Genomic DNA, 17,921 nt, shown 5'->3' with positions numbered 1-17,921 from the left:
GGAGATCAACATGGATAACGGACTGGGCAATGGGATGTCCTCCCACGATATGGCCTTACTTGTGAAGGCGATGGAAAAGCTACGAGACGACCTGCACCAATTAGTGGAAGCATTGAACGATGCAGCATCCGAGATGGAAGAAGAGGAAGCAGCGCAGCAATTTAAGTGGGTAGTGGCTGACACCATCACTAAAATTAAAAAGAAGATCCAAGAGAGTCCTTAGCGGCCTGCCAAAACGGAGAAATATGAAATGCAATACGTGAATAGTATCGCAGCAAGATATCTACAGATTCTCACCTCGATAGCGTTAATGACTCAACACGGCGAGGCCGTTGGCGACCTCTCCTCCAATGCCGTAAAAGACTGTATATCTGCGATGGAGGAAGCCGGTGCGCAACCTCTGGAGATAAAGCAAATACTGCGTGAAAAGCTTGAAAGCGAACTGAATCTTGCCGGCCCGCATCAAACGCTATATTGCCAGGTGTTAGAGGAAGCCCTTTGTGAAGTGAACCGGTTTCTAGGCTGATCGGCTGCACCTGGCGGATTGTGGACATCGCAGACTGTGTCGCTAGCTCTTTAACCATTCGCATCTGGTAACGGGAATTCCGCTTCGCAATTTTTAAGCGTCCGAGGCCCAATGCAGACTTGCGAGGCGCTAGATTTTCCAATTGCGAAGCGGAAATTGAGCTAAGTCTTTGATATAATTGAAATTCGCGCCGGACTTGTAATCAGGGGGTGGCGGGTTCAAGTCCTGCAGCCAGCACCAATACCGAAGCGGCTCACAGCGATGTGAGCCGTTTTTCTTTTGCTCAGCATTTTTGCCCATTGAGACGTCGTCTCCCCAGCCTGAGCTGCGGCCTTTGTGAAGCGCTCAACACGGTCACGCTGCCGGCGCAAGGTCACCTGAGCTATCATCAAGGCTCTTTGCCGGACGGCCGATAGCGCCGATCAACGGCATCGCCAATGATATCGCGTTCGTCACGACAATTCTCCGGGCCGCTGTAGCGGCCGGACTCCTGAACACGTCAGTTTCAGCCACCTCTTCGGTTCATTCTCGGAATTTCGCCATGGAAATCAAAGTCAACTTCCTCGACAAGCTGCGTCTTGAAGCCAAGTTCGACGACTTTACCGTCATCGCAGATCAGCCCATCCGCTACAAAGGAGACGGCTCGGCACCTGGTCCCTTTGATTACTTCCTGGCGTCATCGGCCCTGTGCGCGGCGTACTTCGTGAAGCTGTACTGCAATACGCGCAATATCTCGACCGAGAACATCCGTCTATCCCAGAACAACATCGTCGACCCGGAAAACCGCTACCAGCAGACCTTCAAGATCCAGGTCGAACTGCCGGCCGATATCGAAGAGGCAGACCGTCGCGGCATCCTGCGTTCGATCGAGCGCTGTACGGTCAAGAAGGTGGTGCAGCAGGGGCCGGAATTCGTCATCGAGGAAGTGGAAAGCCTGGACGCCGATGCGCAATCCTTGCTCACACTCAAGCCCGAAGCCGGCGTGAGCACGCATATCCTTGGCAAGGATTTGCCTCTGGAGCAGACCATCGCCAACATGTCGGGCTTGCTGGCCGAACTGGGCATCAAGATCGAGATCGCTTCCTGGCGCAATATCATTCCCAATGTGTGGTCGCTGCATATCCGCGATGCGCATTCGCCGATGTGCTTCACCAACGGCAAGGGCGCCACCAAGGAAAGCGCGCTGGCCTCGGCGCTGGGTGAGTACATCGAACGCATCAGCAACAACCATTTCTACGCCGGTTCCTACTGGGGTGAGGAGATTGCCAATGCCGACTTCGTGCATTACCCCAACGAGCGCTGGTTCAAGCCCGCTCGCGCAGACAAGCTGCCCAAGGAAATCCTGGACGCGTATTGCCTGGAAATATACAACCCGGACGGCGAGCTGCGCGCGTCGCATCTGATCGACACCAATTCGGGCAACGCCCAGCGCGGTATCTGTTCGCTGCCTTACGTAAGACAGTCGGATGGCGAGGTCGTGTATTTCCCTTCCAATCTGGTCGAGAACCTCTTCGTGAGCAACGGCATGAGTGCCGGCAATACCTTGCCTGAAGCTCAGGTGCAATGCCTTTCGGAGATCTTCGAGCGCGCGGTCAAGCGCGAAATCCTGGAAGGCGAGATCTGCCTGCCCGACGTGCCGCAAGAAGTCCTGGCCAGATACCCTGGCATCGTGGCTGGTATCCAGGGGCTGGAAGAGCAGGGCTTCCCGGTGCTGGTCAAGGATGCTTCGCTGGGCGGAGTCTATCCGGTGATGTGCGTGACCTTGATGAACCCGCGCACCGGCGGCGTGTTTGCTTCCTTCGGCGCACATCCGAGCTTCGAGGTGGCGCTTGAGCGCAGCCTGACGGAGCTGCTGCAAGGCCGCAGCTTCGAGGGCCTCAACGATTTGCCGCAGCCGACCTTCGAGAGCAATGCCGTGACCGAGCCCAACAATTTCGTCGAGCATTTCATCGACTCCTCCGGCATCGTGTCGTGGCGCTTCTTCAGTGCCAGGTCGGATTATGAATTCGTGGAATGGGATTTCTCCAGTCAGGGGGAAGATTCCAATGCCGACGAGGCGGCTACCTTGTTCGGCATTCTGGAGCAGATGGGCAAGGAGGCCTACGTTGCGGTGTATGACCAGCTGGGCGCTACGTCTTGCCGCATTCTGGTGCCGGGCTATTCCGAGGTCTATCCGGTGGAGGACCTGATCTGGGACAACACCAACAAGGCGCTGCTGTTCCGCGAGGACATCCTAAATCTTCATCGCCTGGACGACAAGGCGCTGGCTGCCTTGCTTGATCGTCTGGAGAACAACGAGCTGGATGATTACTCGGATATCGCGACCCTGATCGGTATCGACTTCGACGAGAACACCGAATGGGGCCAGTTGACGGTGCTCGAACTAAAGTTGCTGATCAATCTGGCCTTGCAGCAATTCGAAGAGGCACATGACCTGGTCGGCGCCTTCTTGCAGTACAACGACAATTCGGTCGAACGCGGTCTGTTCTACCAAGCCTTGAATGTCGTGCTGGAAGTGAAACTGGATGATGAGTTGGAACTGGCTGACTACGAGACCAATTTCCGCCGCATGTTCGGCAACGCGCGCATGGACGCGGCCATCGGATCGGTGACGGGAAGCGTGCGCTTCTTTGGCTTGACGCCGACCAGCATGAAGCTCGAAGGACTGGAGCGTCATCAGCGCCTGCTTGATAGCTATCGCAAGTTGCACAAGGCGCGGGCGAGGTTTGCGCAGGCGGATGCCGCTTGAGGAAGTTTATTCGCTTTATGAGGGGGCAGTCGCAATAGCTGAGCCCAGCATCCGCGTTGGGATTGATCATCAGGTCTTTGATGTTCATATCGGCGGGTTGAGGCAGGGCCAAATGGGGACCGGGCCTGTCCTGCAGCATTCAGTCCTGATCGGTATTCGTTCTCGTGGCGACGTTACGTTGCGGACTGGGGAGCGTTTAAGCTCCTGCATTGGACGGATGTTCGAACAAGTCGATAGGCTGTCCGTGAAGTTGTTCTACGTAAATCCAATCGCAGGGACGTGAAGTAAAAGCTTGGCGCGCTATAAGACTTGCAGCGAGCTCTGGATCATTTGTACTTTCATTGAAGTACGGATCTGCCATCAAGCGAGGATTTTGAAGGTGACTTTGCACGAATTGATTCATACGGTAATCATCTAGCCACAGCGCTTGACGACCGACGCTCGCGAGTGCTTCAAGTCCAAGATCGTTAAATGTGGCGCACTCCTTGAGTGTTCCTGAAGGCTTTCCGGTCCAGCAAAATTGAGGAGTGCCATGAGGGTCGTCGAGAGGCAAATAGACGCCGGTACGCGGCGGTGTTGTGCCGCTGTGGGCGTTGATGTCGCTTCGAAGTCTCAATGCCGTCGCGTCTCCAAGTGCTTCGGGATGTTTCGCGAGGCATACTGTCAAATCAAAATCATCCCATCCTCCAGAGATACCGGATTTCTTTAATGTTCTGTCGATATTGTGCGCGTACAGGTATAAATCATCGAAGCGGGATTGGAATTCATCTTCCTCCTCCGGTGTCATCCAGTTCAGAGAGTACTCCGACAGGCCGCGCCCACAATTGTACGCATCGGTAAATGAATAGACTTCGAATGCACGCTGTGCGATTTGCCTAGCGACAGATAGTTCGAAGTCGGCAAGAAATGGCAAGCCATTATTGGCCCAGTCCTCCGAGGTATCACGTGTTCCCCAGCGGCTATTGCTCAGCAGTGCGTCGCGGCCTTGAAGCTTGGCCTTGGCCAACGTCGGGTCGACGAATCGCATCAGCTCGTGCAGGCGTACTTGAAGGCCTTTCAGATATTCGAGGGAGGCGAAATGGTAAAGCAGACAGACGTGTTTTTTCTGGGGCAGGCTGAGTTCAATGGGGTACTTGCTCATTCTATTTGTCCTGGATTTTTCGCTTCTTGAGGCAAGCAAGATGAGCTGATATGCCAGAGAATTCGGTCTTTATCCAGGTCAAGCTGCTTTTCTTTGCATCTTGCGTTCAATCCTGATCTGAATCCCATTGCCAGATGGTGGCACCAGCCAGCACCCAGCGCACCATCCGCCCCTGATGTAAGGGCAATAACTCACCAGCCTTCAGTTCGATGCTGGCTGTCATATCGGACTCCACCAGCCATCTACCCGTCTTAGGTGCCGCCGTACCGCTTTCAGTCCAGGTGATCTGATCCTTCTCCGAGACATTTTGCGGTGCAGAATGTTTTACTTCAGGCTGGTTGAAACGGTAATACCTCTCCTCTTCTGGAATTAAGCCGTCGATATAGCGGTCGTCTCGCCAGAGCAGGCGCCAAGTAGTGGCAAGATCGATTTCGTCATCCTTGGTACATGCGCAGATCGTCGGTGCTGGAGAAGCTCCGTGCAGATAGTTCATGCACCCCATGAGCGTAAAAGGTGGCAGTGGTGTTTCAGTTTTTCCAAGCAGGGTCATGATCATGGAAGGCTTAGGTGCATCTATAGGTTCCCAGATTCCCGAGCACGGTACCAATGAGCCGGTGCGGACTAACAAGTTATCTTGTGGATCTGGGACAGGCTCTAGAACGTCCGGAAAAGGGGATGCTTTCAGCAACGTTCTTAACCAATCGTTGTACGGAAGTAGTGCCGGCTCATCTTGATAACGAGGTTCCAGAATATTGACGCCGCATTCTCCCCATGCCTGACTGACCGTTAACAACGCTGAGGAGAATTCAGACCAAAGTGGTGTGTACTCTTCGTTGATCCGATTTTCCCCGATTTCTAAACGATAGAGTAACTGTGAATAGTGGCCCGTTGCCCTGGCAGCCATGGCGAATTCGCCGTTGGCATCGAATTTGAATACCCGCTTGTCTCCTAGCCTCAGGCGGCGTACTCCTTCTTCGCAATGGGCCAGGCTTTTTAAAAGGAATGTGTAGTCCGAATAAGGTAAGGATGTCATTTTCCCCCAGCCCCGGGTATCTGCTTCCCGAACGCTACTTTCTGCCACGTTCACCCAGGCTTGGTAAAACTCGAAAATCCGCTGCCACGCAGTTAGCGAGCTGATCTTTTTAAGATAATGGAAAATTTGGCGCCGCTCTTTCTCCGATGGGAGCATGATGTCTTGGATATTCATATCGTTGATTTGCCTTACGGCTGGACTAAGACTTGTTCATTATCCTTGCTAGCTTGTTCGCGCACCATGCCGCAGGTGGATCGGCTGCCGCCTTTTATTGTTTAAAGACATCTTCGGTAATCCAGCAATCACTCATTGCTCGGCTATTTGGAGACAGGATTCTGTAGAGTCGAGCAGGATCTTTTATTCCATCTGCTATCAAAGTGTTGAACGATTCAATATTGCGTGAGGAAATCGGTGGCCATCCTTTTGAAATTTCTTATCAACATCTAACTTCATTTCAGAAGAAACCGGTCCCGGATATTCTTGATATTTTCCCTTGCTGAGCAACGACGGCGGAGGTACGGTCTCCCGCATCAGCTTGACCTGGATGATGAGCTGGAACTATCGGACTATGGGACCAACTTCTGCCGCATGTTCGGCGACGCGCGCATGGATGCGTCCATCGGATCGGTGAACGACAGCGTACGCTTCTTTGGCTTGACGCCGACCAGCATGAAGCTCGAAGGGCTGGATCGCCATCAGCACTTGCAGGATAGTTATCGCAAGCCGCACAAGGCGCGTGCCCGGTTTGCGCAGGCGGATTCTGCTTCAGCGGCTTGATGCAGTTGTCCTTGCTGCGCGGATGACCACTCGGCCTGATCTGCGATCAGGCCGTTTTTTTTGGTGCAGAGCCCCGGCAGCTGCATCCATTCTCTCAACTTTCGCCTGAAGCAGGCTTTCAAGGAATGGATGGGTCCTGGTAAGCGCTATCGATGACAACGCCGCGTCGTCGCAACGTCTCTTCAGCCTGATCCCGGTCTTGCTTCAATAGCGGCAATTCCGAAGAGAGTGCGTTTTGCCAATCTGATCGTTTTGCAGGCCCAACTATCTGACGTGCCTCTTCCTTGCTGCCAACCAGGGATAACTTGAGGAAGTAAGCGCCTGGCTTGTTTCTGTCAAGTCGTTCCATGTCGCGGGTCAGGGTCAAGGTCAGGTAAGCATGTTCAAGCTGGAGGCACCATGTCGCATCAGCGGGAAGACTCATCCATTCATCCAGGTCAGGCACGTAGGCGGGATCCAGCGAGTGCACCGGTGAGGTGATGGCAAAGTGCAAGGCTTGCGCCCCATTCAGCCGCGGCAGTGAGCGCTCTATGTAGTGACGCCGGCCAGCGGCTCTTATGTTGTTCAGGATGCGCATCATTCTCTGCCTTGCCTCATCGTGCGGGATATGCTCTTCAGCGCCCAAGCCAGCGTAGATGTTCCATTCAATGATATTTTCGTCCGGGAAGTGGGGATCCTCGTTACCAGAAATTCCAAGAACATCATTGAGCATGAATGCGCGTGTGCCGTTGCGTATCTCCACGGCACCCGAGGCATCACGAGGCCAGTCCATTGAATAAAAGTTGACGTTGGGGGCCTGATGATCAGAACTATCTGATTTGGGTAGCGTGCGAGAAGTTCTTTGCCGGATTGGTTGGCGCTGATTTCGATCTGATGGAGCATATTGATCGACTTCTCTGATTTGTCGGGAGAACAGGCGGTCCGGAGCGCGATGATCCAGAACATGGAACTCATCGCGCCAATTCGGAATAGCCGGAATGCTTTCACTGGCATGAGCAATATAAAGTGAAGCTGCAGTGCGGTCTCATTGTCTATTTGGTCTTGCCCAGCTTGGGTACATGAGTCCTCATCTCGCTTTGGGTGGGGTGGACAATTATCAGAAGCCCGGCGGATCTTGATAGGCTTCGTCAATGTTGACTCCCTGTTTGCGTAAGGTGCTTTCGGCCTGCTGGCGCTTTTCTTTCAGCAGTTTTATTTCAGCGCGCAATGCTTGCTGCCAAACCGTCCGCTTGTCAGCGCCCACCAGTTGGTGGAATTGCTCTTTTTCACTCCGGAGGTTGAATTCAATGAAGTAGGCACCCGGCTGGTTGACGTCGTTTAGAGAAAGATCGCGGGACAAAGCAATCGTCAGGTAGCCCTCCTTGCTCCAGAGTTTCCAAAGCGTGCGGCCGGGAAGATGCATCCATTCGTCCAAGGTTGGCTCGTAGTCCGTATCCAATCCATAAACGGAGGGCGTGGACTCTGCATAGCGTAGCACGTTTTCACCCGACAGCCGGGGGGCATCCGGATCGATATAGCGATGCCGGGAGCCCTTGCGCAGATTTGCACGAATGGATTGAAATTGCTTCCTTGCAGCGTCGTGCATGATCGGACTGCTTTCCGCCAGGCCAGCATTGATGTTCCATTCGATGATGTTTTCGTTGGCAAATGAAGGCGAGTAGTTCCCTGTTGCGCTCAACGCATGGTGAATGACAAACAGTGTCTCCGATGGCCCAATTTCAACTGTGCCGCGCGCGTCCTTGGTCCATCTGGCCGCATGGAACTTCGCACCTGAGGGATGATCGCTCATTGAAAATAGTCCGGGATAGTTCTCAAGGATATCGTCGCCGGACTGGCCGAGTTGGATATGAATGCGCTCGTTCATTGCGTGGTGCTCGGCTCCGCTGCTATTGCCGCAGCCGCCTAGCATTGCGGTCGCCAAAACGAAAATCACCATTCTGCCTATTGCGGATTTGAACGCGGAGCGCACACGAGTCCGCTGGTATTCAAGGGAGTAAAAAGATGAGTGCACGGGGAATTTCCTCAGCTTGATCGTCAGCGGTCAGAGATCACCATGCCAGCAATTCGTACGGGACGTTATTGGAAGACCGCCGGATCCTGATAAGCCTGATCGATGGTGACGTTGTCATTCTTCAGTTGCGCCTCCTTCTTTTCCCGGGCCTGCTTCAAGGCAGGCAGTTCCTTCCTGAATTCCATCTTCCAGTTGTCGAGTTTTTCATCATCTACATAGCCGCGCAGATAGGCGTCCTGCGCCGTCAATGAAGAGGTGACGAAGTAGGCTCCCCTCTTGTGCGGATCGAGCCGGTTGGGATCTCGGTACAGTTTGATTTCGAGGAACACGTGATCGGCGTAAAAGAGCCAGGGAGTGCCGTCAGGCAGCGTCATCCATTGCGCCAGCGACAGGTCATACGAAGGGTCGAGCGGATAGCCGGGGTTCTTCAGCGCGTAGGCCAGCGCTTGTTCACCTTTGAGTCGCGGGCGGCTGATCGGGATTACCTTCGACCAACCTGCTGCGCTTAGTGCATGCAGCAATGCGGTAAATTGTTTGCGCGCGTCGTCATGGGAAATCGTTTCTGCATCGCTGACCCCACCATTCACGGACCACTGCGAAATATGCTCTGCAGCAAACCTGGTGGAGGCGGTTCCCGTGACGCTGAGCACGGACGGCATTGAAAACGATCGCGGACCATGGTCTAAGGTGACAGTACCTGGCTTGTCAGATTCCCATTTGGCCGTGACGAATTGCAGGCCGCTCGGGTGTTCGCTCGCTGTGAAAAGCCCGGGGTTGGCTTTATTAAGCGTATCGACGGGTTCGTTGATCGAAATATGAACAAGTTGGCTCATCTTGGGTTTTTCTGAAGAGTCGTGGGGGGGGCAGGCGCTTAGCCCAGCAAGCAGGAGCAGCGGCAAAAGTGCGATCCGGACGCGTGTCCGGATCGGGAGGTGAATATGTTTCAACATGGCGTGGAATTGATGTCAGATCGGAGGCAGCATCATGGGGCGGTTTTCGAGTTCCAGCGACTCGTCCATATGGACCCATCCCGCCATGGTACTGAGCTCCTGTTCCATATACGCGCGCTCTTGACCCATCAGTTGATGGAAACGACCGGCTGCTTGCGTGATCCAGTCCATGCGGCTCTTGTAGTCTTCTAGGATAGTGCCCTTGGGCGCAACTGACTTCTTCAATGGCTGTTTGCTGTCGCACGCGCTGGTGAATGCCAGGCGCAGTTCAGGCGATACGAGGTTGACAAGGCGCCAGCGTTGGACTGCGACCCAATCAGAGAAATCCTTGTCAGCATAAATCAATGGCTGGAGGATGACATATTGCTCATGCTCGGCAATCTTGATCAAGTGATCCCACTGCAGCTTGCGGCGCTCGACGCGATCTGATTCTTCTTCAATCTGCTTGACCAAGGCAAAACCGGCCTGAATCTTGTCAAAGGTCCGCATGTTATTGATCTTGGAGAGGGCCTCGTCCTTCCATGGATAGTTCGTGACCTGTTCCTTGACCGCAGTGATATAGGCGGAAGCATCCCGTTGGCTAATGCACAGATCGAAGCTCGTGCCGAATCTCGTGTAATACCAATGCCAGCCACTGATGTCATAGAAGAGCCAGAGATTTCCTTTTGCCAGCCCTTTGAAGACGGTATCAATCGTTGCGACGCGGATGTCGTCCAGAGAACAAGCGACCGTCTTGCTGGCAAACGCACCCAGGGCCATCCAGTAGAAGCGGCCCTTTTTGGCCGGATCTCCATAATCTTCCTTCTCCAGATAGAAGCGCGCATAGGTGGCTGCGATCCTGCGAGCGCGGTCACTGTAGACCGGAATGATGGAACCTTCATTATGCCCGTGTAGTTTGCAAAGGCGCTTGGTGCTCATCTCCTGGATCATCGACCACATCAGATTGCAGTCGCACTTGAGTTCCTTCTTCGAGTTCCCAGTCGTATTTGTCTGTGACTGGATTTTATCTGCGGCTCCCATCGAGCATCCCCTTTGCACCTTGGTTTATCTGTTCAGGTTTTGGTCGGCACGACCTTGAACCATTCCATGGCAAATTCCACGTTTTCGCTGGCCTCCGTACTGACCCGCTCGCTCATGCCGTCCTTGGTGGTGGCCGCCAGCTGATCACCGGCTGAACTCTTGATCCGGTAAGGAACATTGGAAAGTGGATTACCATTCGGATCCTTCACCACGAAGGCCTCGTCAAAGAGCTTGTACTTGCTGTCTGGCAGTGCCATCAGATCCGGCGAAACGCTCATCCCACCCGGAAACGCATGCGTCCCCCCCTTCACCGAAAACGTCCCCGGACAGGCAAACGTAATATTCCCGCCCTCCAACGTCACCGAAGCCTGTCCCGCCTGCAGCACGATCTTCTGGCGCGCCTTGATCTCGATGCCCTCATTGACGCTGATTACGCTCACGTCCTTGTCGGCCAGGATCTCCAGCGCATCGGTATGCGCCTGCAACGAGACCGGTCCATTGCCCGCATAAGCCTGGATGCCTCCGTCATGCGCAAACAGGGTAGCCGCCTTGCCAGCGGCCAGGCTGGCGGTGTCGGCAGCCGTCCAGTGGGTATCGCCCTGGCTGGTCCAGTGCAGGTTCTCACCGGCATAGAGCACCGTGGAGGCAGCGCTGGCCCAGTTGATGTTGGCCGGAGATTCCATCAGCACCGCCGCCTTGGCGAACTTCTCGACCGGTTGCGCGGTGTCGCTCTCGCGAGACCCCTCTTTGCTCTTGAAGGCGTCCTGACCATTGACGCTGCCCGGATGCTTTCCTTGATCAGCAGGGTCGATGATGGAGATGAAATCCCTCTTGGCCTGCAAGGCATCCGCACTATGCAGCGCCTGCTGCTGCGTGGCGGCATCCCCCATGGTCTGGGCCAGTTGCTGCGCCCCCTTCAGTTGGGCGACGGCCTCCTGGGCATCCATCTGCGTGCTGGTTACGCTGGCCCCGGCAGCCGGGCGCGCCGTCGAGGAAATCAGCAAGCCCTCCGCACCGCGTACCACGCCCCAAGCGTCACTACGCAGTTCAAAACCCTGACCGCGATAGCTGCCGCGCTGTGCGCCGGAGTCGGCCTGTTCGATCAGGTGGCCGAGATTGAGCTGGGACCTGGCCTGGCTGGAGGCCAGCCGCATGCGCAGTTGCGACTGCGTATCGTCCACCACCCATTGATTGAATCCACTGCCATCATGCGCCGTGCTGTGCCAGCCCGAGATCGTGCCGGCATGGTTGGCTCCGGAATCGGCACCAGCCGGGAAAGGCGGTACATCGCTGCCGTTGTAGAGCTGCGCGACTACGACAGGCCGGTCGATATCGCCCTCGATGAAATCGATCAGCACTTCGCTGCCAATGCGCGGGGTGAACTGGCTGCCCCAGTTGGGGCCGGACTGGGCTTCGGCCACGCGTACCCAGGTGCCGGAGGCGTCGTTGCCGGGCGCGTTGCCGTCTTTGTCAGCGAGGTTGCCGGTCTCGCGCAGGCCGCCAGGGTTCGGCGCCTGGCCGCGCTGCCAGTGGAACTGTACCTTGACGCGATGATTGCGGTCCGTGGTGACGGCAGCATCCGGCAGGCCGGTGACCAATGCCGTCTGGGTGCCGCGTGCAGTCGGCTTGAGACGCTCCGTGATTGCGGCAGGAACGATGGGAACCCCATCGCGCACGGCCACGAAGCTGTTGCGGTGCGTGTGGATGGGGCGCTGACGAAGCTAGGGCCGAGCGACGCGGGCAATACCTCATCAAGAATCTGGGCAATGTTGCTGTCGAAGTTGTTGCGAGCACTATGGCTGACCGACAGCAGCTTGAAGCGGTTCTCTCCCTCGGGATTGCGCTCATGCTGGGTGAGAGCGAACCGAGCACCGGCACAGAGTTGATGCACTGCGCCTGTCCGCAATTTTCATGCGAATGTTCACGAGTACGGACACGCGTGAGGGGGAAGAGGGAGTATCCGGTCAAGCTGATTCTTCATTCAGCCAGCACCCAGCGTACCGTGCGCCCCTGATGCAAGGGCAATAGCTCGCCTGCCTTCAGTTCGACGCTGGTTGCCATATCGGACTCCACCAACCATCTACCTGCCTTAGGTGCCGCTGCACCGCTTTCAGCCCAGGTGATCTGGTCGTTCACCGCGACAGTTGGCTGTGTCGAACGCTTTACGTCGGGTTGAGTGAAACGGTAATACTTCTCCTCTTCGGGGACGGAGCCGTCGATATAGCGATCGTCACGCCATAACAATCGCCAGGTAGTGTCCATATCCACGCTGTCATCAATGATGAACGCGCTCGTTGTAGGCGCGAGAGAGCCCCCATGCAGATAGTTCATTGCGCCCATTATCGCGAAAGGTGGTTCAGGTTTCTCTGCCTTTCCGAGCAGAAGCATTATCAGTGACGGCTTGGGAGCGTCGATCGGCTCCCAGATTCCCGAGCAAGGTGTCAACTCACCAGTTCGAACAAATATATTGTCTTTGGGATTAGGTACTTCATGGAGCAAGGGCGGATATTTCCGCGAGTGAAGCAGTTCCTTCAGCCATTCGTTGTAACGAACCGGGGCCGCTTCATCAGTGAAGCGAGATTCAAGAATATATTTTGCGCATTCGCCCCAAGCTTTTGCCAACTGGATAAGCGCTTCACGGAATTCAGCCCATCGTGGCGTATGCTCTCCGTCGATGCGATTTTCTCCAATGTCGATACGCTCCAGAAGCTGCGAATAGTGAGACAAGATACGCCGTGCCATAGCAAATTCTCCATTGGCGTCAAACTTGAAAACGCGTTTATCGCCCTTTTTCAGGCGCATAACACCTTCTTCGCAGTGGGCAAGGCATTTAAGAATATAGGCGTACTCGGAATGCGATAAAGAGGTCTCGTTGGTCCAGCCGCGATCATCAGCCTCGCGCACACTGTTCTCGGTGGCGTCCGCCCACGCGTTATAAAACCCTAGTATTCGTTGCCACGCTGTCAGCGAACTTAGTTTTTTTAGAAGATAGAAGAGCTGCTGTCGCTCGGACGGAGAGGGCAGCATAATGTCGTTGATCTTTCTGTTGCCGTATTGAGTCATGGATGAATGAGAACCTGTTCGTTATCTTTTTCCGCCTGTTCACGAGCGCCGACACGTGCAGTTTGCACTGAGCCTGTTCCAGGGGGGCGAAGGTAGCCCCAGATTCCGTTTGCATCTGTCCAGCCGGTTGCATGGAAAGTGAATTCCATGCCAGTCTCTGGATCAGTGAACGTCACTTTGGCTGTCTGTTTTGAACTCGAAAATTCTTTCCCTAAACGACCAAGTTCACTCTTGGCTTTGTCGCTCAGGAAAAAGAACGCTTGGGTTGCACCACCCGGCAGATACTGTCCTGGAATTTTGGTGCCGAATTGTTCCGCTACGGTTCCGACCACGGCTTTAGGTCCTTTGTTGCCGACGACTCGGGCCGAAACAAAGAAACCGTCTCCGTTAAAGCTGTCGAGGACAGCAGCCATTTCGCGCCATTCCTTGGCGGTCCTTGGCGGTCGTCCCAATCCCCAGTAAGCACCGCTAGCCCAACTCTCAGCGACATCTACGCCATGAGTAGTTCGAGCCGGTCCAAAGAAGCGAAAGAGTTCCTCGCCATCACGAAGCTGACGGTTGATCATTTTCCCTGAATAGGCCGCGATGTTATTGTAGAGATCTGTCTCTGGATCTGCCGCGTGCATCATGTTCGGGTATCCGTCCTCATATTGATAGACTGGAGCGATTTTATGCGGCTCATCACGAGATGCGGGATTTTGCTTGAGTCCTCCGCGCCTCGTGCGTCTCGGCAGAGTTCCGTCCTCAATCAAGCGTCGCTCTTGAGCCCGGGTAGTCACTCGTTCTCCCGTAGCAACTTCATGCATGGCGACCCGACTGGTAGTTTCACCGCCTGAGCGAATATAGGCTTGGATCTCTCTGAGCTTCTGGTCCAGTTCCTTGACGGCGGTAGGGATCATTTCCTGGCCTTTTTCCACGACCTTTGCCAGGCCAGACCGCAAGCCATCGATTCGTCTGGCCAGTGAGGGGGCGAGCCCGCTGACCTTGCCGCGTGCCGTCTTGAGGACGTTATCAATGGTGTGCATCAGGTTGGCGAACTTGCCGATGAGTTCAGCACTATGGTCTGCGATTCTCAATTGAAGCAGCCACTTTTCAGCGTTCTTGACGCCTATGCGGTTGAGGAACTCGATGATCTCCCTAGCACCCTCCGCCATGTGGGCCACACGAGCGGCTGTGGCCAAGTGGGCGCTCTCCTGTGCCACCTTGATGATGATGCGTCCAGCTCCCTTGACGACGCCGCCAATGACCGGAATCAACGCGAACAGCAACACGACGAGCAATACCCATTCCCAAGTCGAATTGCGCTTTTCTTCGTTGTCTGCCATGCCGATGACCACGGCAATCAGATCTCTGACGGCAGTGGCATCGCCAACCAAGGGGATCATGCCGATCACCGCATCGACCAGAATCTGCGACAAACTGGCCTTCTCATTGAAGGCACCTTGTACGGTACCCCAGGTCCAGCTACCTACATCCGCACATACTGCCTTGAAATGACTCCAAGTCCATCCTGCTGGAGGGTTTTGTGTTTGGCTCATTCTGATTTCTCGTTCGATATGTTGATCAGACCGTATCTTATTTTTCCCCGCCTTTTTCGATGCCTCGTGCGCTGCTTGTCTCGTCTGCCTTGAAGTATTTGGCAAATAGGGCTTCAATTTTCTGCTGTGAGGGAGCCGGATCGTGGTTGGGCATGGGCGTCTTGTCCACGCGCTCGAAGGTGCCTGGCATGGGGCCGAAACTAATCCGTGCGGGACCTGCAGGCACACCGTTGATTACCGCGCGCCCCTGTCCATCCAGCTTGCCGGTACGGATGCTGCCGTCGGCCAATTTGGCGAAATATTCAGCTCCGGCCAAGGCTTGGTCGTCGTGATACCTGTGGTCAAGATACAGAGTGTCCTTCGGCAGTTCGCTCTCTGGCAATTCCGCCAGCGAAGCAGGATTACTCGCTCCCCCCGGAAATGCATGCGTCCCCCCCTTCACCGAAAACGTCCCCGGACAAGCAAACGTAATATTCCCGCCCTCCAGCGTCACCGAAGCCTGTCCCGCCTGCAGCACGATCTTCTGGCGCGCCTTGATCTCGATGCCCTCATTGACGCTGATTACGCTCACGTCCTTGTCGGCCAGGATCTCCAGCGCATCGGTATGCGCCTGCAACGAGACCGGTCCATTGCCCGCATAAGCCTGGGTAGCGAAACCGGTCCATTGGCGGCGAAGGCCTGGATGCCGCCATCATGGCTGTAGAAGCTGGCCGCTTTGCCGGCGGCGGCGCTGGCCGTGTCGGCGGCGCTCCAGTGGACGTCGCCCTGGGTGGTCCATTGCAGGTTCTCTGCGGCATACAGCAAGGTGGAGGCGTTACTGGTCCAGTTGATGCTGGAGGGGGAATCCATCAGCACGGCAGCCTTGGCGAATTTTTCCACCGGCTGCGCGGCGTCGGTATTGCGTGTGCTGCCGTCGGACTTGAGCGCGTCCTGGCCATTCACGCTGGCCGGATGCTTGCCCTGATCACTGGGATCGATCAGCGCCAGGAAATCGGTCTTGGCCTGCAGCGCCTGGGTGCTGCTGAGGGCTTGCTGCTGCGTGGCAGAGTCGCTCATCGTCTGGGCCAGCGACTTCGCTCCCTTGAGCTGCGCAATGGCGCCAGCCGCATCCATCTGCGTGCCAGTTACGCTGGCGCCGTTGAGTGGGCGCGCGGTGGTGGAGAGCAGCAGGCCTTCGCCGCCGCGCACCACGCCCCAGGCATCGCTGCGCAATTCGAAACCCTGGCCCCGGTAGCTGCCGCGCTGGGCGCCGGTATCGGCCTGTTCCACCAGGTGCCCCAGGTTCAACTGTGACTTGGCCGTGCTGGAGGCAAGGCGCATGCGCAACTGCGACTGGGTATCGTCCACTACCCACTGGTTGAATCCGCTGCCGTCATGGGCGGTGCTGTGCCAGCCAGAGATGCTGCCTGCATGGTTGATGCCGGAATCAGCGCCGGCCGGGAAGGGCGGCGCATCGCTGCCATTGTAGAGCTGGGCCACGACCACCGGACGATCGATATCGCCTTCGATGAAATCGACCAGCACCTCGCTGCCTACGCGCGGGATGAACTGGCTGCCCCAGTTGGGTCCGGACTGCGCCTCGGCCACGCGGATCCAGGTGCCGGAACTGTCGTTGCCGTTGGCGTTGCCGTCCTTGTCGTCCAGATTGCCGGTCTCCCTGAGCCCGCCAGGATTGGGCGACTTGCCGCGCTGCCAGTGGAATTGCACCTTGACGCGATGATTGCGGTCCGTGGTGACAGCGGCGTCCGGCAGGCCGGTGACCAATGCGGTCTGCGTGCCGCGTGCAGTTGGCTTGAGACGCTCCGTGATCGCGGTCGGCACGACAGGAACCACATCGCGCACGGCCACGAAGCTGTTGCGGTAGGTGCCGGCTTTGAGATCGTCGTCTGAGCTGGTGCCCGGAGAGAGTGAGCTGACCAAGCCTTGCCCGAGCGAAGCGGGCAATACCTCATCAAGGACATGGGCGATATTGTTGTCGAAATTGTTGCGCGCACTATGGCTGACCGAAAGCAGCCTGAAGCGGTTCTCTCCCTCCGGATAGCGCTCATGCTGGATCAGGGCGAACTGAACACCGGCACAGAGCTGGCGCACCGCGCCTGCGCCTTCGAAGCACTTGTTCTGCAGTTCCATGGCCTGCAGCATCAACAGGGCATGGTCCGATGCCGCCTTCTGGTCGGCAAAGTCCTGCTGGCCGCTGCCGTCGTAGACCGGTAGGGCAGGGAGCTCGCCAGCATCCAGGCTGGAGCTCTCTTCGGCCGAAGCTGAAGAAATCTTCTCAGGATGCCAGCTGGCCAGGGCCACCGCGTTGGAACGCACGCTGCGCACGGCGCTGAAGTCGGTGATGGCATCACTGGACTCGGTGGCTGCGACACGGTGAAAGCGAATGCGCGCATCGCCACCCGGCAGGTCCGGGGCCTTGGCGTTACGGTCGAAGATGATCAGTTTGTGCCGTGCCTGTTGCTGCCCGGAGGCCTGGCCATCGTCACCATCCTGCTGATGTTCGAAACGGAAGTTGAGGCCTTCGCTGGCCAGGATGCGGCGCAGGAAGGCGTAATCGCTCTCGCGGTATTGCGTGCAGATCTCGCGCCTGGCAAGCGTCTGCGTGACATCCAGCGAGAAATTGGCTTGCGGATACTCCTTGAGGACCGCGCTGGCGATGTCGGTGACGCTCATGCCCTGGAACAGGAAGCTGTCGCGGCGCCGGTCGAGGAAGGCGAGGAAGGATTCCAGCCGCAACCGGTAGCGTGCCAGACCGCCATCAGCACCCAGCCAGGAAGCCTGGGTGCAGTAGCCGTGCCAGGCGCGTCGGCTGCCATCGACCTGCAGCAGGCGCAGCGTCAGCTCGCTGCCGATGAATTGCTTGAGGTCGAGATCGGTGGAGACGGACAGCGCATCAATGTCGAACCTGAAGTTGTCATTGACGCTCTCCTGGCCGTGGAAGCGCTCCACCACCAAGGATTCAGGGAGGTTTGCGGTCTGGGCGCTGCTCAGAGTGATCAGGCGCGCGTGTTGCGACAGGCCGGGGCCGAAAAGCTGGTTGATGACACTGTTGAGAGTATCGGAAAAAGGCAGATTCATCCGAGTGGTCTTCCATGACAGTCAGGGGAGAGATC

14 protein-coding genes and 1 pseudogene are annotated in these 17,921 nt (G+C 56.3%); 4 read left to right on the top strand and 11 right to left on the bottom strand.

The window, feature by feature from the left end; all coding sequences use genetic code 11:
* The first annotated feature begins 10 nt into the window (after positions 1–10).
* From GWL_RS16695 to GWL_RS16685, 3 genes are all read left to right on the top strand, one after another.
* Positions 11–223 (top strand): hypothetical protein, encoded by a 213-nt coding sequence (locus GWL_RS16695; RefSeq protein WP_008332308.1) that lies wholly within the window; start codon positions 11–13, stop codon positions 221–223.
* Between the two features lie 27 nt (positions 224–250).
* Positions 251–526: a hypothetical protein gene (locus GWL_RS16690; protein WP_034351063.1), complete on the top strand. Its 276-nt coding sequence runs from the start codon at positions 251–253 to the stop codon at positions 524–526.
* Positions 527–1,067: 541 nt separating this feature from the next.
* Positions 1,068–3,275, top strand: coding sequence for an OsmC domain/YcaO domain-containing protein (locus tag GWL_RS16685; RefSeq protein WP_008332306.1), 2,208 nt, complete (start codon positions 1,068–1,070; stop codon positions 3,273–3,275).
* Between the two features lie 196 nt (positions 3,276–3,471).
* Here the strand turns inward: GWL_RS16685 and GWL_RS16680 are convergent, their stop codons facing one another.
* Both GWL_RS16680 and GWL_RS16675 read right to left on the bottom strand, forming a co-directional pair.
* Positions 3,472–4,416, bottom strand: coding sequence for a hypothetical protein (locus GWL_RS16680; RefSeq protein ID WP_034351061.1), 945 nt, complete (start codon positions 4,414–4,416; stop codon positions 3,472–3,474).
* 106 nt (positions 4,417–4,522) lie between these two features.
* Positions 4,523–5,623, bottom strand: coding sequence for an Imm71 family immunity protein (locus tag GWL_RS16675; protein WP_034351058.1), 1,101 nt, complete (start codon positions 5,621–5,623; stop codon positions 4,523–4,525).
* Between the two features lie 357 nt (positions 5,624–5,980).
* Here GWL_RS16675 and GWL_RS24055 point away from each other — a divergent pair.
* Positions 5,981–6,226: pseudogene (locus GWL_RS24055) on the top strand (OsmC domain/YcaO domain-containing protein); the annotation flags it as partial.
* A gap of 118 nt (positions 6,227–6,344) precedes the next feature.
* Here GWL_RS24055 and GWL_RS16665 read toward each other — a convergent pair.
* The 9 genes from GWL_RS16665 to GWL_RS16630 all read right to left on the bottom strand — a co-directional run bounded on the left by GWL_RS16665 (position 6,345) and on the right by GWL_RS16630 (position 17,886).
* Positions 6,345–6,938, bottom strand: a complete 594-nt coding sequence (locus tag GWL_RS16665) for a hypothetical protein (RefSeq protein ID WP_008332301.1) — start codon at positions 6,936–6,938, stop codon at positions 6,345–6,347.
* A 384-nt stretch (positions 6,939–7,322) separates the two neighbouring features.
* The gene (locus GWL_RS16660) at positions 7,323–8,090 is read right to left on the bottom strand and encodes a hypothetical protein (protein WP_008332300.1); all 768 of its coding nucleotides are present in this window, start codon (positions 8,088–8,090) and stop codon (positions 7,323–7,325) included.
* Between the two features lie 212 nt (positions 8,091–8,302).
* On the bottom strand, positions 8,303–9,070 hold the full coding sequence (locus tag GWL_RS16655; protein WP_034351290.1) for a hypothetical protein: 768 nt from the start codon (positions 9,068–9,070) through the stop codon (positions 8,303–8,305).
* Between the two features lie 132 nt (positions 9,071–9,202).
* Positions 9,203–10,105: a hypothetical protein gene (locus tag GWL_RS16650; protein WP_237713586.1), complete on the bottom strand. Its 903-nt coding sequence runs from the start codon at positions 10,103–10,105 to the stop codon at positions 9,203–9,205.
* A gap of 134 nt (positions 10,106–10,239) precedes the next feature.
* Positions 10,240–11,889 (bottom strand): type VI secretion system Vgr family protein, encoded by a 1,650-nt coding sequence (locus tag GWL_RS16645; RefSeq protein WP_008332297.1) that lies wholly within the window; start codon positions 11,887–11,889, stop codon positions 10,240–10,242.
* A 295-nt stretch (positions 11,890–12,184) separates the two neighbouring features.
* Positions 12,185–13,270 carry an Imm71 family immunity protein gene (locus tag GWL_RS16640; protein ID WP_034351052.1) on the bottom strand — a complete coding sequence of 362 codons (1,086 nt, stop codon included), beginning with the start codon at positions 13,268–13,270 and terminating at the stop codon, positions 12,185–12,187.
* Positions 13,267–14,808, bottom strand: coding sequence for a hypothetical protein (locus tag GWL_RS16635; protein WP_008332294.1), 1,542 nt, complete (start codon positions 14,806–14,808; stop codon positions 13,267–13,269). The genes GWL_RS16640 and GWL_RS16635 overlap by 4 nt, the downstream gene beginning before the upstream one ends.
* 37 nt (positions 14,809–14,845) lie before the next feature.
* On the bottom strand, positions 14,846–15,424 hold the full coding sequence (locus tag GWL_RS24050) for a DUF2345 domain-containing protein (protein ID WP_081486086.1): 579 nt from the start codon (positions 15,422–15,424) through the stop codon (positions 14,846–14,848).
* Positions 15,376–17,886: a type VI secretion system Vgr family protein gene (locus GWL_RS16630; RefSeq protein ID WP_008332292.1), complete on the bottom strand. Its 2,511-nt coding sequence runs from the start codon at positions 17,884–17,886 to the stop codon at positions 15,376–15,378. The genes GWL_RS24050 and GWL_RS16630 overlap by 49 nt, the downstream gene beginning before the upstream one ends.
* Positions 17,887–17,921: the final 35 nt, after the last annotated feature.

It is taken from the genome of Herbaspirillum sp. GW103 (assembly GCF_000261365.1).
GTDB lineage: Bacteria > Pseudomonadota > Gammaproteobacteria > Burkholderiales > Burkholderiaceae_D > Herbaspirillum.
The sequence above is the reverse complement of the archived record's forward strand: the minus strand, read 5'-3'. Positions and strand labels throughout refer to the sequence as shown.